The organism is Bacillus cereus group sp. MYBK245-2 (assembly GCF_051916145.1).
Taxonomy (GTDB): Bacteria; Bacillota; Bacilli; order Bacillales; family Bacillaceae_G; genus Bacillus_A; species Bacillus_A pacificus.
On sequence record NZ_JBQAGB010000019.1, the window covers coordinates 32,982 to 59,096 of the forward strand.

The window sequence follows — 26,115 nt, forward strand, 5'->3', positions numbered from 1 at the left end:
ATAAAGATTTTTGACACTTTTATACAATTCTTGTTTTTCAAGTTGATACCTTTCCCTAAAATTTGAGAAAGTTTTTTCTGACAATTCCACTCAAAAAAAGAGGACATCTATCGGATGTCCTCTTTTCAAACCTTTTATTGTTTTTTCAATTCAATTGCTAAATAGTGAGATTGCTCTTTCGCTACAATATGAATATCTTCTTCCACCGCTTCTGCTGCATCACGCATAACAAGTGTCTCACCATTGATTACACTACTACCTTCAATTTGTACAAGATACAATTGACGGCCTTCTTTCACTGGAAAATGAATTTCTTTTCCAGCATGTAACGATAAAGCATATAAATTCGCATCTTGATGAATTTGAATTGGTGCCCCACCTTCTACTTGAGATACCATATGAAACCATTCATTTTCACGCTTGCTCCAATCAAATTTAAACTCACCATAGTTTGGTTTATGGTCCGCGCGATCTGGTAAAATCCAAATTTGTAGTAAACGTAATGTTTCATTTCCTAAATTATGCTCACTATGAAATACACCCGTACCCGCACTCATATATTGAACATGTCCACGCTCAATTGTTCCGCGGTTCCCCATGCTATCTTCATGTGTTAAAGCACCGTCTACAACGTACGAAATGATTTCCATATCGCGGTGGGGATGCATATCAAAACCAGTTTGCGGTGCTACTAAGTCATCATTAATTACACGTAATGCACCGAAGTTCATGTTATTAGGATTATAATAATTTGCAAATGAAAAATGAAAATGTGTATTTAACCAACCGTGATTTGCTCTTCCCATATTTTTATGATCAACTTTTCTAAACATATCCTTCACCTCATATTATCTCGAATTCGAGATTTATTTTAAAATTTTTCTCACTGTAACTTTTTTAGTAATTGTAGTAATTGATGTTGTTCTTCTACATTTAAATTTTGAAACTGCTCCGCTTGGAATGTTTCTTGAGGCGGGATGATTTCTTCATATAAAGCTCTTCCCTTTTCTGTTAACGAAATATATTTTGTAGTACCTTCTTGTTCACGACGAATCCATTCGAGCTGCTCCATTTTATTTAAAAGCTGCGTAATATTTCCCTTCGTAACAAATAGCTTATTTCCAAGCTCTTGCTGCGTTAAACGGCCATGCCCTCCAACTTGAGCTAGTACATCAAACTGAGCGGCAGATACTTTCCATTCTTTCAAATGCTGATTCGTCTCACGAATACTTTTGTTATAAAAACGTGATAAACGAAACCATAGTAGTAAACCTAGTCTATCTTCTGTTTTCATTTCATCACCTCGCTCATTTCATACCATTAGTTTAGAACTAAACTTCATAAAAGTCAATTACTTATTTTTAGTAAGAAGCAAAGAAAGCACAGCGCTATTTCTCCACTATGCTTTACATTAACTTTCTATTTTTATATTCATCTAACTTCCTCTCCGCGAACTTTCTCGCATCTTTCTCAATCCATCTATCTTCGTACAATTCACTTCCAACATACAATACTTCGCTCTTATGCTGCATTGCATGACGAAATTCATGCAGTAGTGTTTTAAGGACTTGCTCATACTCTTCCCACATACAAACAAAAATTAATTGTTTTTCTTTATGATAAAAACCACCTACCGGGAATAAAAATTCCTCTTCTTCTTCTCCTAGTGATAAAAGGACATGATTCGCATCACACGTATCACAAAAAATAACCGGTGTTTTACATACTTCAATCAGTGAAAATAAATCGTCTCTAAGCCTTTTGACATCCCAAGGAAGCTCCGAATCCAACACATACCAATTCTCCACCTGTTGATATACATTTTGAAACTGGAGTTCCATTTCTCTTTATTCCCCTTTCCAAGCACCCTTTTTCTATATGTATGCCACAATATGGTAAATATTAAACATATTCTTTCATCCTTGAAAAAATACCAATAAAAAAGGAACCTATGCCGACATAGATTCCTTTTCCGTAATCACTTTTTCATACATATCTTTTACTTTTATTTTTTTAATTTAGTTAGTCTTCGTATCCCACTTAAAGATTTTATTTAAAAATTTATATACATTCTTTGACTCTTTTGTCAGAAGTGGACCTAAGATAGATAGTATAAGCACGTATAGTGCTGAGAATGGCTTCAAGACTGACATTAAACCACCAGCGATACCGATATTGGCCATAATGATGGAGAATTCTCCTCTTGAAACGATTGTTAATCCAATATTTGTTGACGCTTTATGAGATAATCCAGCTTGTCGTCCTGCAATCATCCCCGCTACAAAGTTCCCGATGATTGTAAGAAGAACTGCACCTAACGTTAACCATATCGCTCCGCCCAATGAGAACGGATCAATGCTTAATCCGAAACTGAAGAAGAAAATAGCTCCGAAAAAGTCTCTAAATGGAACAACGAGATGTTCAATTCTGTCACTATGCTCTGTCTCAGAGAAAACTAATCCTAAAAGAAGTGCTCCAATTGCTTCGGCAACATGAATTGTTTCCGAGAATCCTGCAATAAAGAATAATGAAGCAAATACTACAATAATGAAAATTTCATCCGAACTAATATTAAGCAATTTATTTAATAACGGCGTCGCCTTTCTAGCTACAATAAAGAATAGAAGCATGTATCCTAAAGCAATTCCAATTGAAGTAAGGGCACCTAAGAATGAAGCGTGATCCCCTAGAACTAATCCAGAAACGACTGATAAATATACAGCAAGGAATATATCTTCGAACATGATAATTCCTAAAATTAATTCGGTCTCATTATTACCAGTTCTTCTTAAATCCACTAACACCTTTGCAACGATAGCGCTAGAAGAAATCGTAATAATCCCCGCAATAATTAAGATTTCTAGTAAAGGGAATCCCATGATAAATCCGTACAATAACCCAAGTGAAAAGTTAATTAAAATATAGATCGTTCCGCCAATCGCAATAGAACGTCCAGATTTAATTAATTTTTTCATCGAAAACTCTAGTCCTAGATAGAACAGAAGGAACAGAACTCCAATCCGTCCAAGGAAGGAAATGACACTTGCACTTTCAATAAACTTGAAATCGATCACACCTATTGTCGGCGCGTGTGGCCCCACTAACATCCCAAGAACAATTAAAAACGGAATAACTGAGAATTTAAACTTACCAGCAATTACTGCTGCAATTGCAACTAATACTAACGCTGTACCAACTTCAAAAATTAACGTATCCATCTAGTCAGTCCCCCTATTCGAAAGTAACTCATTAATAATTTTTTTTATTTCTTCTCTCTCACCTGAAACTACAAGCATATCGCCTTCCTCAATTACTGTTTCTGGTCCTGGATTAAATAGCTTTTTCATATTCTTTTTCATAACTGCAATAATCGTTACGCTATATGTTTTTCTTATTTCCAGATCGCCGATTGTTTTTCCGATTGCTGGCGCAGCATTCTCCACTTTAAACCACTCAATCGCCAAACCTTCAAAAACCATTTCAACATTTTCTAATGCTCTCGGCTTATATACCATTCCACCTAGTATGGCTGCAATTTGTCTTGCCTCTGAGTCACGTAATGAAATACTTGAGATACTTTCTTCATGGTCTGAATCAAAATGATACATTTCTCTACGCCCGTCATCATGAATAACAATCACCATCTTCTCGTTACCTTTCGTAACGATTTGAAACTTATAACCAATACCCGGAAGTTCACTTTCTCTAATATTCATATTTAGCTCCTCCACAACAATTTTTATTTGAATTTTCTGTTTTTCTGTCTTTTATTCATCCAATCAACTTTAGAAACTCTAACCATTCAGGATACCTGTGATTTGGAAATCTTTTATTGTAATAATAAGTGGCTCCTAAAAAGATACTTAAAGATGTAATGATAAAAAATATATTACTTCTCATTTTCAAACTCTTAAGGCTTACTTTCCATAAAGTTTCTTCTTTCAAATTATCCCCTCTTTCTTGCGTTACATTTAGTTTTTTAAAATGTAAATAATTCTAAAAATATTAAGATGTAACATAATCATAACATAAAATTAGTTTAAGTAACATAATTTTTTAGAAAAATTGATTCTCGTATATTTTTTGCATATAATTTTCTTATTACGGAAAAAAGGAAGTGTATTATATGGTTGATATCTTTAGCAGATTCCTTGAGGTAACGAATAATATTTTATGGTCATATATTCTTATTGCAATGCTAATCGGCTTCGGTCTTTATTTCTCTTTTAAATTAAAATTTGTCCAAATTACTCATTTCAGTGAGATGGTCGGTTTAATTAGTAAAGGATTTAATCCAAAAGAAAAAAAGAAAGATAGCATCTCTCCGTTCCAAGCATTTTGCTTAAGTGCAGCAGCACGTATCGGTATCGGAAATTTAGCTGGTGTAGCATTAGCTATTTCAATGGGTGGACCTGGCGCAGTGTTTTGGATGTGGTTTATCGCCATCCTCGGAGCAGCTACTAGTTTCGTAGAATGTACGCTCGCACAAATTTATAAAGTAAAAGATGGCAGCAGATTCCGTGGTGGACCCGCATATTACATGGAAAAAGGATTAAACAAACGCTGGATGGGTGTTTGGTTCTCACTTCTTATTACAGTTGCATACGGATTAATTTTCAATTCTGTACAAGCAAATACAGTAACAATTGCATTTGAAAATGCTTTTGGACTAGAGCGAACGATCGTAGGAGCTCTATTAGCTTTATTAGTTGCAGTTATTATTTTCGGTGGCATTAAGAGCATTTCACGTATTACGGAAATGATTGTTCCTCCAATGGCAATCATTTATATTGGTGTGGCTATTTTTGTCGTGATTAACAACTTTACTATGTTACCAAGCATTTTTATGGAAATATTTAATGGTGCATTCGGTTTAGACCAAGCCATCGCTGGTGGTATTGGAGCAGCAATTAAGTACGGAATTCAGCGCGGTCTATTCGCAACAGAAGCAGGTATGGGTAGCTCCCCTAACGCAGCTGCAACATCAGATGTATCTCACCCTGTAAAACAAGGACTTGTTCAAGCATTAGGTGTTTTCGTAGACACATTCTTAGTATGTACATCAACAGCATTTATCGTATTATGTTCTGGACTTTACAAAGGTTCAAATTTAAAAGGTATCGAATTAACACAAAATGCATTAAGTTCACAAATCGGACCGTGGGCAAGCACTTTCTTAGCGATTATTATTTTCCTATTCGCTTTCAGTTCTTTACTAGGAAACTACTATTATGGTGAAACAAATATCGCATTCATTAAAGAAAGTAAAACATGGTTAATGATTTATCGCGTTGCAGTTGTCGGAATGGTATTCTTCGGATCAATCGCTGCCCTTCAAACAGTTTGGAGCTTAGCTGATTTATTCATGGGACTAATGGTATTCACAAACTTAATTGCCATCTCATTCCTAAGCAAATTCGCCTACGCAGCATTAGTAGACTATATTAAGCAAAAGAAACAAGGAAAAGATCCTGTTTTCATTGCAAGTTCTATCCCTGGCTTACAAAATACAGAGTGTTGGGATGGACAGGATATAGAAGAAAAACAGAAGGCTGTGTAATAATTAAAAGCGGAGGCGGCTCGTCCAGAATCGCAGGCTATTTGGAGCTCTCGACCTTGAAGCGCTTTTTGCTTCGAGCGAGAGAGCGAAATGCCCGGAGATTCTAGCCGCTGGAGCTGGATATCACTAAAAGTGAAAGCAGCTCGTTTAGAACAACAGCTATATATCAAACAAAATCCCTATTACTTCAACGTAATAGGGATTTTTATTTACAACAGTTCATAATTTGTTCAAATTAATTCCAGCAAAAGGGTTGATTTATACGAATTACTAGATTATAATAATTATAAATTAGTAATTGATATCACATAACAACTCAAAAGGAGATTGATCATAATGAACAAACAAGTAATCGAAGTATTAAACAAACAAGTAGCAGACTGGAGCGTTTTATTCACAAAATTACACAACTTCCATTGGTACGTAAAAGGACCTCAATTCTTCACATTACATGAGAAATTCGAAGAACTTTACACAGAATCAGCTACTCACATCGATGAAATTGCAGAACGTATTTTAGCAATTGGCGGCAAACCAGTAGCAACAATGAAAGAATACTTAGAAATATCTTCTATTCAAGAAGCAGCATACGGAGAAACTGCAGAAGGGATGGTCGAAGCAATCATGAAAGACTACGAAATGATGCTAGTCGAACTGAAAAAAGGCATGGAAATCGCTCAAGACTCTGATGACGAAATGACATCTGACCTACTACTAGGCATCTACACAGAACTAGAAAAACACGCTTGGATGCTACGTGCGTTCTTGAATCAGTAATACTTAAAAGCGGAAGCGGCTTGCTCAGAATCGCAGGGCATTGGAGCTCTCGACCTTGAAGCGCTTTTTGCTTCGAGCGAGAGAGCGAAATGACCGGAGATTCTAGCAGCTGGAGCTGGATATTACTTAAAAGCGGAGGCGGCTCGTTTAGAGTCGCTTTTTTCTATGGAATGGTCGCGCGTATCAGTACATGAAATTTATACCAACGATTTTCCCTATATATCGACGATTTTCCCTATATATCGACGATTTTTTCATTATATCGACGATTCGACATAGGATATCGACTTACCGAAAAATCACGACAAGATCTGCGTCCCTCTCCCCTACTTTCATCAATATATTACAATCTCTTTTATGTTAAAATATAGTAACATAGATTCAAAAAAAGCTTTTCCATATTCATCATTTACTACTTAAATGGCGGGAGTGGTTCAGTTGAAAGACTACTTAATTAGAGCATTTTTTGCGTTAATAACAGTTGGGATTGTCTTACTTATAGCTAATATTTTCAGCATACGTATCGAAGTGAAAGACTATGCTTTCCTCGTTGTAGTAGCAATTGGTGGCGGCTGGGGTGGCTGGTACTTGTATAAAAAACAAAATAATCAAAATGATAAAGGCATTCCAAAGTAATACGGAATGCCTTCTTTTTATTTCCGCCTATAATAAATAATGAAATTCAAACCGCTAATACAAACTATCCCAATAAACATATCAAACGACACCGAATCTCCACCTAAATTATACTCATCAACAATAAACCCAGACATAAACAACGTGATCGCCGAAACACCGATACACAATATCGAAATAAACCAAAGAGAAAATTCATTAATCAGCTCTTTCTTCTGTATTGAAACAATTAGCATAACAAGAATAGATGCTGCTAAAATACTTTTAAAAACAGGACGTAAATACACAAACTCCTCCATCTATTTCTCCTTTTCCCAAAACATTATATCTCAACATTAACATATTTAACCAAATTAAAAACACATGCCTTTTGAAGATAAAGTGACATGTGTTTCCAATAATCTCTATACAATTGTATTATGATAACTGCTTCCACTTCGTTCCTAAAACAGGACGCTCGTAATTTTGTATTTCATGAATTAATTTATCGGCTGTCTCAGCTGAAACGATTAACTCTTTATTTGACGGATTCATAAATCCTTCTTCCGCTGCGCGTTCAACCATTTGCAAAATTGGTCCATAAAAATCTTTTATGTTCAATAAACCAACTGGCTTATTATGTATACCAATTTGTGACCAACATACTACTTCAAATAGCTCTTCAAACGTTCCGTATCCCCCCGGCAGTGCGATGAAAGCATCCGAAAGCTCTGCCATTTTCGCTTTACGTTCATGCATCGTTTCTACTTCAATTAATTCTGTTAACCCTGTATGAACGATTTCTCCTCGGAATAGACCGCGCGGCATAACACCTGTTACACGCCCGCCTAAACGAAGTACTTCATTTGCTACTTCTCCCATTAATCCAACGCAAGAACCACCGTATACAAGCTCATAATCGTTCTCAACAAACATTTTCCCTAACGCTATTGCCTGCTCTTTAAATTCTGGTCTCTCCCCTAAGTTGGAACCTGCAAACACACAAATCTTTCTCATCCTTACACCCCGAAACTATATATTGTTATGATACAATGAACATTGTACAACATATTGAGGGGATGAGAAAGAAATGGATATCGTTGCATTTCAAAGATGGGTTGAGGAATTTTACGAAAAACGAAGCTGGTCACAGTATAATGCCTTTATTCGCTTAAATTTCTTAACAGAGGAAGTTGGGGAAGTTTCACGCGTTGTTCGCGCAATCGAAATCGGTCGCGATCGTCCTGATGAAGACACTAAGACAGAAGAAGAGCTAAAACAAGAACTAAAAGAAGAACTTGGTGATGTACTATCTAATCTTATTATTCTTTCACAAAAATATGATTTAGATTTGCAAGACATTATGGACGCACACGTCACAAAGCTTTCGAAAAGGTTTGAAACATCCAAATGAGAATATTATCAATTGTGATATAATATTCTTGTCACAATACTAAGGGGGATTTTATGTTATCAAAAAAATTGCACGATGCACTAAACGATCAAATGAACTTTGAGTTTTACTCTGCCCACGCTTATATGGCAATGGCTGCTTACTGTACAGCCGAAAGCTATGATGGATTCGCTAACTTTTTCCTTGTACAAGCTGAAGAAGAACGTTTCCATGCGATGAAGCTTTACAACTATATTAATGACCGCGGTGAGCGTGCTATTATTACTGGATTTGATAATCCGAATAACGAATATGACTCTGTACTGAACGCTTTTGAAGTGGCACTTGAGCACGAGCGTGAAGTAACGAAACGTATTTACAACTTATCTGATATCGCTTGGGATGAGCGTGAACACGCAACAATTACATTCTTAAAATGGTTTGTCGATGAGCAAGTAGAAGAAGAAGCTTCATTCGATAGCATCATCCAAAAATTAAAACGTATTACAAGCGATTCAAACGCATTATTTATGTTAGATGCTGAATTAGAGAAACGTACATTTACGCCTCCAGCTGAGTAGTATTTCAATCACCTTAATGAATGGATTAAGGTGATTTTTTTATTTCTTCTCTCAGCTGAATAACCCTCGCCACATCTTTCTTATAAAACCTAGAAACCTTTTCAACAAAGTCACTATGAGTAAAAGTCCCATCGCCTTCTTCTACTATGCTCAAATATCCATGTGTCAATTTCAAAAATGCTCTAGCATCTTCTCCAGTTAATTGATCAATGTTATCTATAATCTCGTCAAACTCCTTTAAAATATCCTGTTCTTCCAACCTAATTCCCCTTCTCTGTATTATTTATCATACCAAAACAAAAAAAGTCGTTTATCCTCTAAGCGAGAGATAAACGACTTTTTTACTATTTATTAAAGCATAACCCCAACGATAACCGCTGATAATATACTTACTAACGTTGCACCGTATACAAGTTTTAAGCCGAATGATGATACAACGTTTGCTTGTTTGCCATCGATACTCTTCGTTGCACCTGCGATAATTCCGATTGATGAGAAGTTCGCAAATGATACAAGGAAGATAGATAAAATACCTACTGTACGAGCTGATAAATCACCAGCTACTTTACCAAGGTCAAGCATTGCAACGAATTCGTTCGTTACTAATTTCGTTGCCATAATTTGTCCTGCTGTTAGCATCTCTGATGTTGGGATACCCATTACGAATGCTAATGGTGAGAAAATGTATCCTAAAATGCTTTGGAATGTGATTCCGAAAATTGAATCGAACACACCGTTAATTGCTGTAATTAATGCTACGAAACCAATTAACATCGCCGCTACTGTTACAGCGATAGAGAAACCAAGCATAATATATTCGCCTAACATTTCAAAGAATGTTTGCTTTTTATCTTCTTGTAATTCTAAAATGTCGTCTTCTTCTTTCACGTCATATGGATTAATAATATGAACGATAATGAATCCACTAAATAAGTTTAATACAAGTGCCGTTACTACATATTTTGGATCAATCATTTTCATATAAGAACCGACAATTGACATCGATACTGTAGACATGGAAGATGCACAAAGTGTGTATAAACGATTTTTCGGTAATTTGCTTAATTGATCTTTTACTGTAATGAATACTTCCCCTTGACCAACAATCGCAGCTGCTACTGCATTATATGATTCTAGTTTTCCTAAACCGTTCACTTTACTTAATAGGAAACCGACTGCACGAATGATAATCGGTAAAATTTTAATATGTTGTAAGATCCCAATTAATACTGCTAAGAAAATGATTGGTAATAATACCGTTAAGAAGAATGGTGCTTGTCCATCATTTGCTAGACCACCAAATACGAAATTAACCCCTGCTTCCGCAAATTTTAAAATAGCGCCAAACCCATCTGCAATCCCTTTTACTAATACAAATCCGACCTTTGTATTCAGTAAGAAATATGCAAGTACCAATTGAATGACAAGCATAAGTGCAATTGGTTTATATTTAATTTTCTTACGATCTGAACTGATAAGGAAACCTAGTACAAATACTACAAGTAAACCGACTAGAAACATTACTATTTTCATATGTGAATCCTCCACTTCTCCCACGAGTTATTGGTCGTATAACGTATAACGTATAACGAATGACGTCTGACCATTGATGTTAAAAAATTTAAAACCCCTAAATACTATTCAACTGTTATCTAAAATCAGTAAGCGTTTACATAAATTGCAATTTATTAAAGGTAGCCTCTTCTCTCCTACCATACTTGAAAGTCTGAAATTGATACCACCTACAAATCAAATTGTAAGCGTTATCTAACTGAAAAGCAATATAAATTTAAAAAGATTTTTATATGTTAATATATTCCTAATTAATTGGTTTTTCTATGCAAATTTACCATAAAAAAAATAGCCCTAGCTATGAGCTAGGACCATCTTTTTTATAACATAACACCAACGATAATCGCTGATAAAATACTTACTAATGTCGCACCGTACACAAGGCGTAAACCGAATGATGATACAACATTTGATTGATTTTCATCGATACCTTTCGTTGCACCTGCGATAATTCCGATTGATGAGAAGTTCGCAAATGATACAAGAAATACAGAAAGAATACCAACTGTACGAGCTGATAAATCACCAGCTACTTTTCCAAGATCAAGCATCGCAACAAACTCGTTTGATACTAATTTCGTTGCCATAATTTGTCCCGCTGTTACCATCTCTGCTTGCGGGATACCCATTACGAATGCTAATGGCGAGAAAATGTATCCTAAAATAGCTTGGAATGTAATACCGAAAACTGAATCAAACAAGCTATTGATTGCTGTAATTAATGCTACGAAACCAAGTAACATCGCTGCTACTGTAATCGCGATTGTGAAACCAAGCATAATATATTCACTTAACATTTCAAAGAATGACTGTTTTTTCTTATTTTCTAATTTCAGTGTATCTTCTTCTTCTGTAATATCGTACGGGTTAATAATATGAATAATAATGAAACCACTAAATAAATTTAATACAAGTGCTGTCACTACATATTTTGGTTCGATCATTTTCATGTAAGAACCGACGATTGACATCGATACTGTTGACATAGAAGATGCACATAATGTATATAAACGGTGTTTTGGGATTTTACTTAATTGATCTTTTACTGTAATAAATACTTCTGCTTGCCCAACAATGGCAGCTGCTACTGCGTTATATGATTCTAATTTTCCTAAACCATTTACTTTACTTAACAAAGTACCAATAGCACGAATAAATATCGGTAAAATTTTAAAGTGCTGCAGAATTCCAATTAAAACGGCAAAGAATACGATTGGCAATAACGCTGTTAAGAAGAATGAAACCTCTCCTTTATTAACAAGACCACCAAATACGAAAACGATTCCAGCTTCCGCATATCCAAGAAGTGCGCCAAATCCATCTGAAATTCCTTTTACTAAAATATAACCAATTTGCGTATTTAATAAGAAATAAGATAATGCTAGCTGAATAATAAGCATAATTGCGATTGGTTTATACTTAATCTTCTTTCGATCGGAGCTTATAAGAAAACCGAGTACAAATACAACGAGTAATCCTACAAGAAACATAACAAACTTCATTAATAAAATCCTCCATTTAACTCTTCATTAACGTTGAACGTCTGACCACTAAAAACAAGAAATAATCCGAACTTTCCATTTCTCCTCCAAAATCTTCAATCGGATAAGAAAAATCATAAAACCTCTTGTTTCAAAGGCATTTTCCATTCTAACATAAATCACAACTCATATCCGCACTTTTCTTTAAAAAATTACATTTTATTAAGAAACATTCATTAATGTTCGTCTTTTACTTCTTGCAAAGATTTAGATAAAATAAAAAAATGGGCATCAAGTTTCACTTGATACCCATTTCCTTATACCGCTTTTTCTTTATCTGCTACTTGCTCTTCCCAGCACTCTGTATTTTTCAGGCCTGGAATTGAATTCGCATAGAAGACTGGATCTTTTCCTTGTTTCTTTTGCTTTACGTAATCTGATAACGCTGCAAAAGCATACTTAGAAAGGAATACGATTGCAACTAAGTTAATAACAGCCATAATACCCATGAATAGATCTGCTACATCCCAAACGATTTGAATTGTTGCGACAGACCCTAACATAACCATACCAAGTACAGCAATGCGGTAAGCTGTTAATAGCACTTTACTTCCATTTAAGAATTCAATATTCGTTTCACCATAGTAGTAGTTACCTACTAATGAACTAAATGCAAACAAGAAGATTGCAACTGCTACAAATATAGATGCCCATGGTCCGATATGTTGACTTAATGCTTGTTGCGTTAATTGAATACCATTTAAATCAGCTGCATTATGCACATCTGATAAAAGAATGATAAATGCTGTACAACTACAAATTAATAATGTATCTGTAAATACCCCTAAAGTTTGAATGAAACCTTGTTTAACTGGGTGCGTTACGTTTGCAGTCGCAGCTGCGTTCGGCGCACTACCCATACCTGCTTCATTTGAGAATAATCCGCGTTTTACCCCTAATAAAATCGCAGCACCTAATCCTCCACCTAATACTTCTTTAATTCCGAAAGCATGTAAGAAAATTTCTTTAAATACATACGGAATTGCCGTAATGTTTGTTACAACAACGAATAATGCTACTGCTACATAAATAATCGCCATCACTGGAACAATCATTTCAACCGCGCGTGCAATTCGCTTTACTCCGCCAAAAATAATAACTGCAAGTAAACCAGCCATTACAAGACCTACTAATCTACTATCTGTTTTGAATGCCCCATCAAAAGCAGCTGCTACAGTATTAGATTGTACAGCGTTAAAAATTAATCCGAAACTTACTGTTATTAATACAGAGAAAATAGCTCCAAGCCAGCGCTTATTTAAACCCTTTTCCATATAATACGCTGGACCACCACGGAACGTATTCCCATCTTTCACTTTATAAATTTGCGCTAATGTGCTCTCGACAAATGCAGAAGCACCCCCAATTACCGCGATTAACCACATCCAAAATACTGCTCCTGGACCACCTGCTGAAATTGCAATAGCTACACCAGCTAAGTTACCAGTACCTACACGAGAAGCTGTACTCATACAAAAAGCCTGGAATGATGATACACCACTCTTCTCTTTTTGTGCTTTCCTCGTTTTCGAACTCGCCCCATCCCCAAGCAATCGAATCATTTCACCGAAGTAACGAACTTGGACAAATTTCACACGAAATGAAAAGTAAAGTCCTAACCCAATTAACATCGCAATAATGATATATGACCAAAGGACATTATTTATATCCCCAATTACCTTAGCTAAAAAATCCATAATTGCATTGCCCCCTCTTCCTAACAATAAGAAAATTATATTCTAAAAACTCTTAGTAATCAAGAATTTTATGTTAGGTTTTCTAACATAAGTAAGTTAACTTACTTAACACATGTGTTTTTTTACGCAAAATTATAACTAGTACGCGCATTTATCCAATACTAAATCACTCATCTCATTCGACTAGTCATACTTTTAAGGCAGTGCGTTCTCTACAAATAAAGAGAATAATGAACAAACAAAATTATATTAATAATTCACCCTCACCCTTTTCATCCTTTACTACAACAAAAAAGGCGAGCATCGAATTCAACTCGATGCTCGCCTTTTCATTTACACTGCTTTTTCTTTATCCGTTACCGCTGACTTATCCCAACACTCTGTATTCGTTAAACCAGGAATAGAATCTGCACGGAAGACTGGATCTTTTCCTTGTTTCTTTTGCCTTACATAGTCTGCCAATGCCGCATACGCAAATCGGCCAAGAAGTGTAATCGCAATTAAGTTTGTGATTACCATTAGACCCATAAATAAGTCTGCCATATTCCATACAACTTGAAGCGTCGCAACAGAACCGAATAATACCATTCCCACTACCGCAATACGGTAAATTGTTAACCAAGTTTTACTTTGTTTAATGAATTCAATATTCGTTTCACCATAATAGTAGTTTCCTAAAAGTGAACTAAACGCAAATAAGAAAATAATAATCGCTAAGAAGCTACTTGCCCATGGGCCGATTTGTGAACTTAATGCATTTTGTGTTAGTTCAATACCTTCTAAATTCGTTGCTTTATATGCACCAGAACATAGTACGATAAATGCTGTTGATGTACATACTAAGAATGTATCTACTAATACGCCAATTGTTTGAATAAAACCTTGTTTTGCTGGATGCGTTACATCAGCTGTTGCTGCCGCGTTCGGCGCACTACCCATACCTGCTTCGTTCGCAAATAATCCGCGCTGAATACCATATTTCATCGCAGCACCGATACCGCCACCTACAGCTGAATCTAAGCCGAATGCACCTTTAAAGATTTCTGTAAACACATCTGGTATTAAATAGAAGTTTTTAATGACAACGAAAATAGCTACCGCAATATAAATAAGCGCCATTGGCGGAACAATCATTTCCGACATACGTGCGATACTTTTTACACCACCAAAAATAATAACTGCAACTAATGCAGCCAATACAATCCCAACAATATAACGTTCTAAACCAAATGCATTTTTAAACGCTAATGTAACTGTATTTGCTTGTACTGAGTTGAAAATTAAACCGTAACTAACTGTAATAAGGATAGAAAACCAAATTCCCATCCAACGTTTATTTAAACCTTTTTCCATATAATAAGCAGGACCACCACGGAAGCCACTGCCATCTTTTACTTTATAAATTTGGGCAAGCGTACTTTCTACAAAACTTGAAGACGCCCCAATAATCGCAATAACCCACATCCAAAATACTGCTCCAGGTCCTCCCATAGAAATCGCTAAAGCTACACCGGCTAAGTTCCCGATTCCAATACGAGCTGCTGAACTCATACAAAACGCTTGGAAAGAAGATACACTACCTTTTTTACGTGTCTTTCCAGTTAATCCATCACTCATTAATCGAACCATTTCCCCTAAATGAGTGATTTGTACAAATTTCAATTTAATAGAAAAATAAAGACCTAAACCAATTAACATTGCAATAAGAATATATGACCAAAGAATTGTATTTGTTGATGAAATAAATTGCTCTAAAATATTCATACAATTAACCCCCTCCTTTTCTCCATAAAACGAATTATATTTAAAAAACATTCAAAAATCAACATTTTTCGACAATTTACAATTTCCAAATATTAGCCAGTCTTGCAGTAAAAATATCTCTATGACTGTTCTCCCTCTAACTGTGCATACTAAAACAAAAAATAATTCACAAACAAACCTATTGACAAAAATAACACCCTGTAACTATAATGATTACATCGGGTTGTAACAAACCTAATTACAACAAATTCATTTACTTTCAGATATACACTTTAACAAAACACTTTGGAGGGATTTATTATGAAAATCGGAATTATCGGAGCAACTGGTAAAGCAGGAAGTCGCATTTTAAAAGAAGCATTAGATCGCGGACATGAAGTAACTGCAATCGTAAGAAACGCTGCAAAAATTACAGAAGAAAATGTAAAAGTTTTAGAGAAAGATGTATTCTCTCTTACATCTAACGACCTACAAGCATTCGATGTAGTTGTAAATGCATTCGGTGCTCCAGCAGGCGAAGAACACCTTCACGTAGATGCAGGAAATGTACTAATTGAAGCTATGAAAGGTGCACCTAACACAAAATTACTTGTAGTTGGCGGCGCTGGAAGCTTATTTGTAGACGAAGAGAAAACAACACGTGTATTTGATACACCAGGTTTCCCGAAAGAATACCTTGCAACTGCTCAAAACCAAGGTAAAAACTTAGAAATTTTACAACAAACAAATGACATCACTTGGACATTCATCAGCCCTTCTGCACTATTTGCATTAGGAAAACGCACAGGCTCTTATACAGCTGGTAAAGACAACCTTCTTGTTAACGCAAAAGGTGATAGCTACGTAAGTTACGAAGACTTCGCAGTCGCAGCACTTGATGAAATTGAAAATCCAAAACACGTAAACGAACGCTTCACAGTTGTTTCTGAGGCTGAATAATAAGAAAAGCTCGTAAAACGTTATGTTTTACGAGCTTTTTTTATTATTGCACTTGTTCTAAACCACTTGGAGTAATTTTGAAGGAAATTTCTTTAAACTTTTTCTTATCTCCTTTTCCAACGAACTCACTATTTTTGTACCAGCTTAAACGATTTGATTCGGCATGATACACTTTTACTACATCACCATACTCAAACACCATACCATTTACTTGTTCCGCAAAATTCTGCGACGTTTCTTGCCCTTCTGCTGTTACATGTTTTTTCTCTTTTCCATTTCCATCATAAATCGTAAGACCTATATACTGTTCATTTACAAAACGATAATGAATTGTATCATTTGTAAATGTTGCATGTAATTTCTTTTCATCATGATTTAACGTAACAATCGAACGCGTTACATTGGACACACCTTGATATACTATACTATCTCCATATGTAACTTCTACAGGAACTTCTGTCACTTTCTTATTTCCAAAGCGATCTTTCGTTTCTACTTTCGCCGTTTGTTTACTAATCTTCGATGTATCTAGCATCCCTACAAAACCTACTACTTCTCCACCTTTTACTTCAACAAACTTCTTCGCATCTAATGTTTCACTGTTTGTTCCGATTACCACTTTTTGTGGCAAAGCTTTTACTTCTTGCTGCGCTCCCATTTGTTCAAAACCGTGCGCTGTCACTTTAAAGAACACTTCGTTAACACCATACTTCGCATCAACGAATTCATTCTTTTTATACACTTTAAAACGATCAAATTCTTTTTGATAAATTTTTACTATATCACCATATTCAAAAGCCATACCGTTGAATTGTGCTGCAAATTCTTTTGTATTTTCAGATGCTCTTACTGATAAAGCTTTCTTTTCTTTTCCATCTTTATCATATACAGTCATTCCCATATACTTCTCATCTGCAAATGAAGTATGCATTGGACCTTCTGAATCTGTTGTACTGAATTTCTTTTCTTCATGATTTAATGTAACAATCGATTTAATATTCATTCCGTCGTGCCATGTACCGAAGAACATAATGCTATCTCCGTAAATCACTTCTACAGGAACTTCTGTTATTTGCCTATTTCCGAAACGATCTTTCGTCTCTACTTTTACTGTTTGTTTTCCGATTTTAGTTGTATCTGGTTTCTCCGCAAATCCAACTACTTCTCCGCCCTTTACTTCAACAAAGTTTTTCGCATCTAGCTTTTCAATTTCTGTTCCAACTACTACTTGTTGCGGTTTCGCTGTTACTTCTTGCAACATATCCATTCTCTCAAAGCCTGTTTCTCTCACTTTGAAGAATAGTTCTTTTGCCCCTTTTTTCTCACCTTGACCAGTAAGATTGTTATTTTGATACCATTTCAAACGGTCTGGTTCTGCGTGGAATACTTTCACTACATCTCCATACTCGAACTGCATACCATTCACTTGCTTCGCAAAGTTCTTTGAAGTTTCTTGCCCTTCTGCCGTTACATGTTTTTTCTCTTTTCCTGCTCCATCATATAACGTGATTCCCATGTATAGCTCTTTATTAAAATATTTATGGATTTGACTATCCATATCAGTCGCATGGAATTTCCTATCATCATGCTTTAACGTTACGATTGAAGCAATATCATTGTCATATCCCACATATGCAATACTATCTCCATACGTCACTTCTAATGGTACTTCTGTCACTTTCTTATTTCCAAAACGATTCTTCGTCTCTACTTTTACTTTTTGTTCACCGATTTTTGTTGTAATTGGTTTCTCTACAAAACCAATTACTTCTCCATCTTTCACTTCAACAAAAGCTTTTGGATCTAACTTTTCAACATCTGTTCCGACTACTACTTGTTGCGGTTTCGCTGTTACTTCTTGCAACATATCCATTCTCTCAAAGCCTTTTTCTGTCACTTTGAAGAATAGTTCTTTTGCCCCTTTTTTCTCACCTTGACCAGTAAGGTTATTATTTTGATACCATTTCAAGCGATTCGGTTCTGCGTGGAATACTTTCACTACATCTCCATACTCGAACTGCATACCATTCACTTGCTTCGCAAAGTTCTCTGATGTTTCTTGTCCCTCTGCTGTTACATGTTTTTTCTCTTTTCCTTCTCCATCGTATAACGTGATCCCCATGTATAGCTCTTTATTAAAATACTCATGAATTTCGCTATCCATATCAGTTGCATGAAATCTCTTCTCTTCGTGCTTTAAAGTTACGATTGAAGCAATATCATCGCCATATCCTGCATATGCAATACTATCTCCATAAACCACTTCTACCGGAACTTCTGTTACTTGCTTATTTCCAAAACGATCTTTCGTTTCTACTTTTGCTGTTTGTTTTCCGATTTTCGTTGTAGTTGGTTTTTCTACAAAGCCAATTACCTCTCCGTCTTTCACTTCAATAAAGTTTTTCGCTTCTAGCTTTTCTACTTCTGTTCCGACTACTACTGTTTGTGGCTTTGCTGTTACTTCTTGCAATGATTTTACTCTTTCAAATCCATTTTCAGTAATTTTGAAGAATAATTCTTTTATTTCTTTATTTTTCCCTTCTCCCACATATAAACCTTTTTGATACCAATGTAAACGTGAAGACTCTGCATGATATACTTTCACCACATCACCATATTCAAATGCTAACCCATTTAATTCCTTGGCAAAAGCTTCTGTATTCTCCAAGCCTTTTACCGCTACATTTTTCTTCTCTCTTCCTTCTTTATCGTACAGCGTGAACTCAAAATACTTTTCATCTTTAAAGTAATCGTGAATTAAATTTTTTGTATCTGTTGCACTAAATGTTTTCGTACCATGATGTAGAGTTACGGTTGACTTCAAGTCTCCCCCCCAGGTATAGTTCAATCCATATACAAGTAGGCTATCCCCATATCCAACATTCACTACAACTGGAATGAAATTCTTATTTCCTTTTCCATCTACAATTTCTACTTTTACAGTTTTTTCTCCAACTTCAGGCTTATCTTGCATAATCACACCTGTTGTCTTTACACCTTCTCCTAAATTCTGTACAAGTTCCTTTGCTTTTTCCTCATCATATGTAGTACCGATTACTATATTTTGTATTTTTTCATTATTTGGCTCGCCATATGGAGCTTCGTATAACTCAATTTGTTTTTCACGAATTGGATTACTATCTGTAGATAACCAAATTTCTTTTTCTAATTTTGGTAAATTTAATTTTTCAATTTTTTCTCTTGTAGCATCATTTGCACTTAATCCCCATTTATCAAAGAAAGGAATTAAATTTTGTCCTGCCACTTTTGACGTCATATAAATAAACATCTGCTTTTTCTCTTCATCCGATTTAGGCAGTTCTGTATCATGTAACAAACGATACATTTGATGTAAATTTGGATAGAATTGATCCCCATAGGCTAAATGCAACTGCCAAAACATAACTAATTTCTCAAATTCATTCATCTTTTCTTGTGCATCCGGTTTACCTAAATAAGCAAATGCAGCTTCATAGCGCCCCTCTTGCTCTAACCTTGTTTTATGCCCGAATGTAGTTTGAACTGCCAAAGAATAAATATTAACGGTTACTTCTCCAAGTCCATCCCATAACCAAGTGTCTTGTTGATGTTGATGTCCAACTTCATGCCAAGGCCCCCATCCATCATTAGTTAACTCTTCTAGATTTAGTACTGACTCTAAATTGCCTTTACTATAAGCTGTTCGATAATAAGTTGCATACATATAATCGTCTGTATACCAGTCTTCAACAAAATGAATGGAATGTTTACCTTGATTCGCAACACCCGCACCATCTTTTGATAAACCTGATATCTTATGTTCTATATTAATTATTTCATCGTGCTTCTTTAATAGCGCAGCTGGATCTTCTTGCTTCAAATGTTCCGCCACAGTTTCAGGATGCATAGTTAATAAACTATTTTCTCCCTTCATTTCTATTGCATATGGATCAGGGTTTTCTGCCAACATACGCTTCCAATCTTTTGTCGTATGCTTTCCTAAAATAAATAAAGGATTTGGTGTACCACCTTTTTTCACTTTAGCGACTACTTCTCCTGTGTTGTGATAATTGTAAAAGTATAATAGTCCCCCATTTGAAGAAGAAATTTTATTCTCACCAGGATGTAAATTGAATTGTTTAGGTTCTTCCTTTTCATAAGAATATGTACCAATATAAGCTTTAATCTGTTGAGTCCCTTCTACTTGAATAACTACTTCTTCATCTGGCTTTACATAAATGCCCGTTGGTTCATAAGGAGAAAAACTCATTCCACGCTGATGCAACTCACGCATCCCTTCTACATCACCTTTTGGCAGCAATTGGTACACTCGCTCTTCTTGCTGTTTCTCCTTGTCTTCAACTGCCATCTCTGCATACACCTTAGGTAATTCAAGTCCATATGGCGTTAACAACGTAGCTAAACAAACACCAGCTACCAATACCCTACTCTTTTTCTTCTTCGACATAATCTGTGTCCCCTATTCCTTTATTTAGAGAAACTATCCTATATATATCCATTCAATAAAAAATCCTATTATTTTTATAAAAACATTTAATGAATAGACGAACACCTCGCGCACCTGTATCTATTACTACCGCATTTCCCTCCATGTATTCGCTTTCTTACATTGTAAAATTTTTATGTAATATGCCCTCCTCACTTCTCTCTATTTGTGATGAGTTCTCTTTGTACATAAAAAGAGAATAGTAAAAGATACACTTTAGTATTGTCATCTATACATCTAAAAATAAAAACAGCAATAGAATCTTACATTTTCTTCATATATGACCATCTATAGGTAGTTTTTCCAACTGAATTGTACACGCTTTACATTTTGTTTGATAGACTTTTCAATTAGAATAATGTTACAATTTTGTGAATTTAATCTATTAATCGTAACGTTTAGATTTTATTATATTTTGTTATTTTTAGATAGTTTTTCTACTATTAGAACAGTGTTTTATACAGCTAATAATTATTTTAATATAACTTTAAAGTTCATATATAAAAAGCATTGGTTAACACCAATGCTTTCATCCTTACCTTTTATATTGATTCGGTTTATGTGGTTCGTTTGGAGTATGTGGTTTATTATTATCATGACCATTTCCTTTTTTCCAACTCACTGATAACTCCGGACTTGTTTCTTCTTCACTACGCTCAAGTAATACAACTGCATTTTGAATTGTTGGTGTACCTTTATGTGCAATCCCTTGTAGCTTCGTTAATTTCCCTATTACTTTAAAGCTAAAACCACCAGCTGGTGTTTGTTTCGGAATTAAAATGCGGAACTTTTCTCCTACATTAAATTCTGTTTTTGCTTCGCCTTTTTCATTTACAAATTTGGCTCCCGCTGGTGCACCTGTTGCTTGCACTTTATACGTTCCGCTTTTTGCATTTGTTTCTACTGTATATAAACCTGTTTCAAAGAAATCATTTTTCAATACTGCTTCTTGTTCTTCTGTTGGTACGACACTCATCGTAATTTCTTGTAACTCTTCACTAGCGCTTGCTTTTGCAACGATATCTTTCGTTACCTTTTCTACATTTTTATTACGGAAATCTAAATCATTAATATCAATTTGTTTTAACGCATTCCATACTGCAAGCTGCGTTGCATAATGAGCTTCTCTCCAATCAGAAACACCTAATTCTTGCGGGCTCTTTTGTGGATATCCATTTAATAATACACGGTATACGTTAATATCCACTTTCCCCATTTCCGGTAAATCTTGACCGCTTGGAGATTTTAAATCTACATTTAAGCAAAAAGCAATTTTGCCATCTGCCGTTTTAATAAGCTCTGTTCGGATTGGTTTCTTCTTAGACTTACTGTAACTCCAATCCATTTGATACTTTGTATGGTCCATGACTTCTGCAAATGCTTTTTGAAGCGGGAATAACACAAATAAAACACTTAAAAACATAACTAAAAGTTTGAACGATTGCTTTATATTCATGTTTACAGCCCCTTATAACAAACTTGATACTAAGTAGTATTTATTTAGAAACTATTTTTATGCAAAAAAAGAGTGCTTTTACGCACTCTTCTTTCTTACCCTAATCTTAGAAATCGAAGTTATCAGGATCTGGACCCACGCGGTGATTTTGGTTTAACGCATCGATTTTTTCCATATCTTCTTTCGTTAATTCAAAGTTAAATACATCAGCGTTTGCAATAATACGGTGTTCTTTCGTTGATTTTGGAATTGTAATTACTCCATTTTGAAGATCCCAACGTAAAATAACTTGAGCTGTCGTTTTACCGTGTTTCTCCGCAATTGCTTGTAATGTTTCATTATCTAATAATTGCCCTTGCATTAATGGTGACCATGCTTCCATTTGAATACCTTGTTCTTTACAGAAAGCTTGTAGTTCTTTTTGTGTTAAACGAGGGTGGTATTCCACTTGGTTAATCATTGGTTTAATTTCTGCATCTTTCATTACATCTTGTAAGTGATGGATTTGGAAGTTACTTACGCCAATTGCACGTACGCGCTCTTCTTTATAAAGTGTTTCTAACGCTCTCCACGTATCTTTATATTTCCCTTCTACAGGCCAATGAACAAGATATAAATCTAAATAATCTAGCTCTAATTTTTTTAAGCTTTCTTCATATGCAGCAAGTGTCGTTTCATATCCTTGATCCGAATTCCACACTTTTGAAGTAATGAATAAATCTTCACGAGAAATGCCTGCTTCTTTTATACCTGCACGAATTCCTTCTCCTACTGCTTTCTCATTTCCATAAATTGCAGCTGTATCGATGCTGCGGTATCCTGCTTTAATCGCTGATTTTACAGCTTCTACAAGTTCTGGCCCATCTTCTACTTTAAATACGCCTAAACCGAACCAAGGCATTTCTACACCGTTATGCAATGTTGTTGTACTTTGTAAATTTTTCATTATATTTTCTCTCCTTCTATTTCACTTGATCTCTTTTTTCTAAAGTCATACTCCACGCCGTTAAAATAACAGCACCTACTACCATCACACCGCCTACCCAAGCTGTATGAATTAATCCTAACGAGTTCGTTACAATACCACCTAAATAAGCACCAAGAGCGATTCCAGCGTTAAATGCCGCAATGTTAATCGCGGATGCCACATCAACAGCGCTAGGTACAAATCGTTCAGCCAATATAACAACGTATACTTGTAGTCCTGGAACATTCATAAATGCGAATAGTCCCATAAAAATAATTGTGATGAATCCAGCGACTTGAAACGGCGCTGTAAATGTTAAAACAAATAATACAATTGCTTGAATAAAGAACATGTAAAATAACGCTCGAATCGGATTATGATTTGATAATTTTCCGCCGACCATATTTCCAATCGCAATTGCAATTCCGTACACTAACAAAATAATTGTAACGGTACTTGCTTTAAATCCTGTCACTTCTTGTAATAGCGGCGATAAATACGTAAATGTTACGAATGTTCCCCCGTACCCTAATGCAGTAATGATAAATACAAGTAATAGTCTTCCATTCGTAATCAGCTTAAACTGATCGCGAAATGATACAGACGTACCTTTTTTTAAATTAGAAGGAATGAGCATACTGTTAGCGATTAAGGCAACGATTCCAATTGCCACAATTACCATAAACGATGCTCTCCATCCAAATTGCTGACCGATAAATGTTCCAATTGGCACACCTGTAATGGTCGCAACCGTTAAACCAGTAAACATAAATGCAATTGCACTCGCACGTTTATTCTCTGGTACAAGCGCAGCCGCAATTGTCGATCCTATCGACATAAAAACACCGTGCGCAAACGCAGATACAACCCTTGCGATAAGTAACACAGTAAAGCTTGTTGCCACCGCTGCAATTCCATTACCGATAATGAAAATAATTATGATCCACATTAATAACGTCTTTCGCGACATACTAGCTGTTACTGACGTTAATACCGGGGCACCGAACGCTACTCCTAAAGCATATAAAGAAACGGTTAAACCCGCTGTTGTAACAGAAACATGTAAATCTTCTGAAATAGATGGTAATAAACCGACACTAATAAATTCGGTTGTACCAATTCCGAACGCACTAATTGCTAGTGCTAATAAAGCAAACATACTTCTTCGATTCGTCTGAACTTCCGAAGATGGTACTGTATATGAACTCAATTGAATTCCTCCTTATTACAAGAAATCCAATCATAATAGTGCGATAAAAAGGCCCTTTTATCTTCTAAAAAATATATTTAATCTCTACAAATGCTATTATGAATGGTTTCATTCTTTTTTTGAAGAACGCACTTTAAAGTATGATAGGCACCAAAAAGTAACATAGTCACTTTTCAGTACCGTACTACTCATTTGCCTCTTACATGTGCTATTATGAAACATATTTAACATGATAAAAAGTACGTACTTTAAAGTGCTATAGGTACTAAAAAGTAACATTTGTATGATTTAACTTATTTTACTCACAATGGGAGGGTTTCATATGAAGCAATACAATATTCCTGTAGAGGCAACTTTAGAAGTTATCGGCGGCAAATGGAAAGTTGTTATCCTTTGTCACTTAACGAAAGGTACAAAGAGAACGAGTGAATTAAAACGCTCAATGCCTGGTATTACACAAAAAATGTTAACACAACAATTACGTGAATTAGAAGACGACGGCGTTATTCAAAGAAAAGTATACAACCAAGTCCCACCAAAAGTAGAATATTCTCTTACTGATTACGGTTGGTCTTTAGAATCCATTCTTGATTCTCTTTGTTCTTGGGGCGAATGCCATCTTGAAAAAGAAGGTAAGACATCGATGCTAATTGCGGAAGGTGAATAATAGGAAAAAGGAAAAAACGAACATGAATTTGTTCATTTTTTCCTTTTTTTCTTATTATATATGTACATTTCTAACTGAAACAAAATATTTTATACGCTTTCATACCTTGTCAGTACTACGTTATACGCTCGATATGAAATAATTAGGAATCATTTTTATGTTAACATAGGTGTATATAGTATATAATATAGGATATATATTATATACACTTTCCGGTAACGGAGCTTTTCCATTATGCGGACAAGCCATATATCGGACAGTTCATAAATAATAAGTAAGACGTTATGGTTTTAGATTTATGTTTGCAGCTTACTTGCTGTCATAAATTTAAAAGCATTTTATTGTGTTTTGTGAAACTTTGTATAAAGTTTCGTAACCGTTTACTATCTTACTTATCAAAAATAAGAGTATTGCTATCGTAAAGGAGAATTGGAGATGCCAGAAACTATGACTCAAACAAAGCCAGAACAAGAAACTGTACAAATTTCTGCTAGCCAAGGACAACTTGATGTACTTGATCAGTTGTTAAAACCTGAGGTACAAGAATCATTAACAACACTAGTAGAACAGCTTCCAAAATTAACTGAGCTTGTTAACATTTTAACTAAGTCTTATGACTTCGCTCAAACTGTTGCTACTGATGAAGTATTAAAAAGCGACACTGTTGGTGCAATCACAGAGCTTGTAGAACCTGTAAAAGATACAGTGAAAAGCATGGCTGCAACTGCAATCGAAGCGAAAGACCGTGCTGACGAAAGCAACGAAGTTATCGGCCTATTCGGTCTTTTAAAATTACTAAAAGATCCACAAGCACAAAAAATGTTCCGCTTTGTGAACGCATATCTTCAAATTAGTGCAGAACGTAACAATAAATAAGTTAACTTATAACA

General features: G+C 35.3%; 24 protein-coding genes. 8 read left to right on the plus strand and 16 right to left on the minus strand.

Features of this window, described 5'->3' with window-relative positions; all coding sequences use genetic code 11:
* Positions 1-134 precede the first annotated feature (134 nt).
* The 5 genes from ACTFRN_RS23925 to ACTFRN_RS23945 form a co-directional block, all read right to left on the minus strand.
* Positions 135-833: a pirin family protein gene (locus ACTFRN_RS23925; protein WP_000488943.1), complete on the minus strand. Its 699-nt coding sequence runs from the start codon at positions 831-833 to the stop codon at positions 135-137.
* 50 nt (positions 834-883) lie between these two features.
* Entirely contained in the window at positions 884-1,294 is a 411-nt protein-coding gene (locus ACTFRN_RS23930) for a MarR family winged helix-turn-helix transcriptional regulator (RefSeq protein ID WP_000845455.1), read from the minus strand.
* A gap of 112 nt (positions 1,295-1,406) precedes the next feature.
* A complete protein-coding gene (locus tag ACTFRN_RS23935; protein ID WP_000422825.1) occupies positions 1,407-1,841 on the minus strand; it encodes a DUF3920 family protein in 435 nt (144 codons plus the stop codon).
* A 177-nt stretch (positions 1,842-2,018) separates the two neighbouring features.
* Positions 2,019-3,218, minus strand: a complete 1,200-nt coding sequence (locus ACTFRN_RS23940) for a cation:proton antiporter (RefSeq protein WP_000380218.1) — start codon at positions 3,216-3,218, stop codon at positions 2,019-2,021.
* Positions 3,219-3,716: a cation:proton antiporter regulatory subunit gene (locus tag ACTFRN_RS23945; RefSeq protein WP_001026069.1), complete on the minus strand. Its 498-nt coding sequence runs from the start codon at positions 3,714-3,716 to the stop codon at positions 3,219-3,221.
* A gap of 410 nt (positions 3,717-4,126) precedes the next feature.
* On the opposite strand from ACTFRN_RS23945, the gene ACTFRN_RS23950 reads away from it, so the two are divergent.
* The 3 genes from ACTFRN_RS23950 to ACTFRN_RS23960 all read left to right on the plus strand — a co-directional run bounded on the left by ACTFRN_RS23950 (position 4,127) and on the right by ACTFRN_RS23960 (position 6,973).
* A complete protein-coding gene (locus tag ACTFRN_RS23950; protein WP_000227583.1) occupies positions 4,127-5,560 on the plus strand; it encodes an alanine/glycine:cation symporter family protein in 1,434 nt (477 codons plus the stop codon).
* 336 nt (positions 5,561-5,896) lie between these two features.
* The gene (locus ACTFRN_RS23955) at positions 5,897-6,337 is read left to right on the plus strand and encodes a Dps family protein (protein ID WP_001041889.1); all 441 of its coding nucleotides are present in this window, start codon (positions 5,897-5,899) and stop codon (positions 6,335-6,337) included.
* Between the two features lie 438 nt (positions 6,338-6,775).
* On the plus strand, positions 6,776-6,973 hold the full coding sequence (locus ACTFRN_RS23960; RefSeq protein WP_014893421.1) for a hypothetical protein: 198 nt from the start codon (positions 6,776-6,778) through the stop codon (positions 6,971-6,973).
* Between the two features lie 17 nt (positions 6,974-6,990).
* Here the strand turns inward: ACTFRN_RS23960 and ACTFRN_RS23965 are convergent, their stop codons facing one another.
* Both ACTFRN_RS23965 and ACTFRN_RS23970 read right to left on the minus strand, forming a co-directional pair.
* Positions 6,991-7,272, minus strand: coding sequence for a hypothetical protein (locus tag ACTFRN_RS23965; protein ID WP_088106300.1), 282 nt, complete (start codon positions 7,270-7,272; stop codon positions 6,991-6,993).
* Positions 7,273-7,390: 118 nt separating this feature from the next.
* Entirely contained in the window at positions 7,391-7,954 is a 564-nt protein-coding gene (locus tag ACTFRN_RS23970) for a TIGR00730 family Rossman fold protein (protein WP_029141228.1), read from the minus strand.
* An 88-nt stretch (positions 7,955-8,042) separates the two neighbouring features.
* Between ACTFRN_RS23970 and ACTFRN_RS23975 the strand changes: the two genes are divergently transcribed.
* Together ACTFRN_RS23975 and ACTFRN_RS23980 are read left to right on the plus strand one after the other, a co-directional pair.
* Positions 8,043-8,366 carry a MazG nucleotide pyrophosphohydrolase domain-containing protein gene (locus ACTFRN_RS23975; RefSeq protein WP_000355754.1) on the plus strand — a complete coding sequence of 108 codons (324 nt, stop codon included), beginning with the start codon at positions 8,043-8,045 and terminating at the stop codon, positions 8,364-8,366.
* Between the two features lie 53 nt (positions 8,367-8,419).
* Positions 8,420-8,926, plus strand: coding sequence for a ferritin (locus tag ACTFRN_RS23980; protein WP_000949389.1), 507 nt, complete (start codon positions 8,420-8,422; stop codon positions 8,924-8,926).
* Between the two features lie 25 nt (positions 8,927-8,951).
* On the opposite strand, the gene ACTFRN_RS23985 is transcribed toward ACTFRN_RS23980, so the two are convergent.
* The 5 genes from ACTFRN_RS23985 to ACTFRN_RS24005 form a co-directional block, all read right to left on the minus strand.
* Positions 8,952-9,185: a hypothetical protein gene (locus ACTFRN_RS23985; protein ID WP_000392430.1), complete on the minus strand. Its 234-nt coding sequence runs from the start codon at positions 9,183-9,185 to the stop codon at positions 8,952-8,954.
* A gap of 92 nt (positions 9,186-9,277) precedes the next feature.
* Positions 9,278-10,459 carry a NupC/NupG family nucleoside CNT transporter gene (locus ACTFRN_RS23990; protein WP_000706846.1) on the minus strand — a complete coding sequence of 394 codons (1,182 nt, stop codon included), beginning with the start codon at positions 10,457-10,459 and terminating at the stop codon, positions 9,278-9,280.
* A gap of 359 nt (positions 10,460-10,818) precedes the next feature.
* Positions 10,819-12,000, minus strand: a complete 1,182-nt coding sequence (locus tag ACTFRN_RS23995) for a NupC/NupG family nucleoside CNT transporter (protein WP_000673860.1) — start codon at positions 11,998-12,000, stop codon at positions 10,819-10,821.
* A 296-nt stretch (positions 12,001-12,296) separates the two neighbouring features.
* Complete coding sequence (locus ACTFRN_RS24000) at positions 12,297-13,736, minus strand: alanine/glycine:cation symporter family protein (RefSeq protein ID WP_088106299.1); 1,440 nt, start codon at positions 13,734-13,736, stop codon at positions 12,297-12,299.
* Between the two features lie 333 nt (positions 13,737-14,069).
* On the minus strand, positions 14,070-15,500 hold the full coding sequence (locus tag ACTFRN_RS24005) for an alanine/glycine:cation symporter family protein (RefSeq protein WP_001022933.1): 1,431 nt from the start codon (positions 15,498-15,500) through the stop codon (positions 14,070-14,072).
* 300 nt (positions 15,501-15,800) lie between these two features.
* Here ACTFRN_RS24005 and ACTFRN_RS24010 point away from each other — a divergent pair, with 300 nt between their 5' ends.
* Positions 15,801-16,439 carry an NAD(P)-dependent oxidoreductase gene (locus ACTFRN_RS24010; protein ID WP_014893420.1) on the plus strand — a complete coding sequence of 213 codons (639 nt, stop codon included), beginning with the start codon at positions 15,801-15,803 and terminating at the stop codon, positions 16,437-16,439.
* A 43-nt stretch (positions 16,440-16,482) separates the two neighbouring features.
* Here the strand turns inward: ACTFRN_RS24010 and ACTFRN_RS24015 are convergent, their stop codons facing one another.
* The 4 genes from ACTFRN_RS24015 to ACTFRN_RS24030 form a co-directional block, all read right to left on the minus strand.
* Entirely contained in the window at positions 16,483-20,886 is a 4,404-nt protein-coding gene (locus ACTFRN_RS24015) for a putative mucin/carbohydrate-binding domain-containing protein (protein WP_088106298.1), read from the minus strand.
* A 574-nt stretch (positions 20,887-21,460) separates the two neighbouring features.
* Positions 21,461-22,381, minus strand: a complete 921-nt coding sequence (locus ACTFRN_RS24020; protein ID WP_088106297.1) for a thioester domain-containing protein — start codon at positions 22,379-22,381, stop codon at positions 21,461-21,463.
* Between the two features lie 106 nt (positions 22,382-22,487).
* Positions 22,488-23,327, minus strand: coding sequence for an aldo/keto reductase (locus ACTFRN_RS24025; protein WP_000793576.1), 840 nt, complete (start codon positions 23,325-23,327; stop codon positions 22,488-22,490).
* Positions 23,328-23,343: 16 nt separating this feature from the next.
* Entirely contained in the window at positions 23,344-24,507 is a 1,164-nt protein-coding gene (locus ACTFRN_RS24030; RefSeq protein ID WP_176359592.1) for an MFS transporter, read from the minus strand.
* A 373-nt stretch (positions 24,508-24,880) separates the two neighbouring features.
* On the opposite strand from ACTFRN_RS24030, the gene ACTFRN_RS24035 reads away from it, so the two are divergent.
* Both ACTFRN_RS24035 and ACTFRN_RS24040 read left to right on the plus strand, forming a co-directional pair.
* On the plus strand, positions 24,881-25,225 hold the full coding sequence (locus ACTFRN_RS24035) for a winged helix-turn-helix transcriptional regulator (protein ID WP_000816344.1): 345 nt from the start codon (positions 24,881-24,883) through the stop codon (positions 25,223-25,225).
* A 435-nt stretch (positions 25,226-25,660) separates the two neighbouring features.
* Positions 25,661-26,101, plus strand: coding sequence for a DUF1641 domain-containing protein (locus tag ACTFRN_RS24040; RefSeq protein WP_001115309.1), 441 nt, complete (start codon positions 25,661-25,663; stop codon positions 26,099-26,101).
* Positions 26,102-26,115: the final 14 nt, after the last annotated feature.

Bases quoted from the DNA above. Each gene is read 5' to 3' on its own strand.
- ACTFRN_RS23945 (WP_001026069.1), bottom strand. From the start codon at position 3,716: ATGAATATTAGAGAAAGTGAACTTCCGGGTATTGGTTATAAGTTTCAA.
- ACTFRN_RS23965 (WP_088106300.1), bottom strand. From the start codon at position 7,272: ATGGAGGAGTTTGTGTATTTACGTCCTGTTTTTAAAAGTATTTTAGCA.
- ACTFRN_RS24030 (WP_176359592.1), bottom strand. From the start codon at position 24,507: ATGTTTGCTTTATTAGCACTAGCAATTAGTGCGTTCGGAATTGGTACA.
- ACTFRN_RS24020 (WP_088106297.1), bottom strand. From the start codon at position 22,381: ATGAATATAAAGCAATCGTTCAAACTTTTAGTTATGTTTTTAAGTGTT.
- ACTFRN_RS23935 (WP_000422825.1), bottom strand. From the start codon at position 1,841: ATGGAACTCCAGTTTCAAAATGTATATCAACAGGTGGAGAATTGGTAT.
- ACTFRN_RS24005 (WP_001022933.1), bottom strand. From the start codon at position 15,500: ATGAATATTTTAGAGCAATTTATTTCATCAACAAATACAATTCTTTGG.
- ACTFRN_RS24025 (WP_000793576.1), bottom strand. From the start codon at position 23,327: ATGAAAAATTTACAAAGTACAACAACATTGCATAACGGTGTAGAAATG.
- ACTFRN_RS23995 (WP_000673860.1), bottom strand. From the start codon at position 12,000: ATGAAGTTTGTTATGTTTCTTGTAGGATTACTCGTTGTATTTGTACTC.
- ACTFRN_RS23955 (WP_001041889.1), top strand. From the start codon at position 5,897: ATGAACAAACAAGTAATCGAAGTATTAAACAAACAAGTAGCAGACTGG.
- ACTFRN_RS24015 (WP_088106298.1), bottom strand. From the start codon at position 20,886: ATGTCGAAGAAGAAAAAGAGTAGGGTATTGGTAGCTGGTGTTTGTTTA.
- ACTFRN_RS24010 (WP_014893420.1), top strand. From the start codon at position 15,801: ATGAAAATCGGAATTATCGGAGCAACTGGTAAAGCAGGAAGTCGCATT.
- ACTFRN_RS23930 (WP_000845455.1), bottom strand. From the start codon at position 1,294: ATGAAAACAGAAGATAGACTAGGTTTACTACTATGGTTTCGTTTATCA.
- ACTFRN_RS23950 (WP_000227583.1), top strand. From the start codon at position 4,127: ATGGTTGATATCTTTAGCAGATTCCTTGAGGTAACGAATAATATTTTA.
- ACTFRN_RS23925 (WP_000488943.1), bottom strand. From the start codon at position 833: ATGTTTAGAAAAGTTGATCATAAAAATATGGGAAGAGCAAATCACGGT.
- ACTFRN_RS23980 (WP_000949389.1), top strand. From the start codon at position 8,420: ATGTTATCAAAAAAATTGCACGATGCACTAAACGATCAAATGAACTTT.
- ACTFRN_RS24040 (WP_001115309.1), top strand. From the start codon at position 25,661: ATGCCAGAAACTATGACTCAAACAAAGCCAGAACAAGAAACTGTACAA.
- ACTFRN_RS23940 (WP_000380218.1), bottom strand. From the start codon at position 3,218: ATGGATACGTTAATTTTTGAAGTTGGTACAGCGTTAGTATTAGTTGCA.
- ACTFRN_RS24035 (WP_000816344.1), top strand. From the start codon at position 24,881: ATGAAGCAATACAATATTCCTGTAGAGGCAACTTTAGAAGTTATCGGC.
- ACTFRN_RS23975 (WP_000355754.1), top strand. From the start codon at position 8,043: ATGGATATCGTTGCATTTCAAAGATGGGTTGAGGAATTTTACGAAAAA.
- ACTFRN_RS24000 (WP_088106299.1), bottom strand. From the start codon at position 13,736: ATGGATTTTTTAGCTAAGGTAATTGGGGATATAAATAATGTCCTTTGG.
- ACTFRN_RS23990 (WP_000706846.1), bottom strand. From the start codon at position 10,459: ATGAAAATAGTAATGTTTCTAGTCGGTTTACTTGTAGTATTTGTACTA.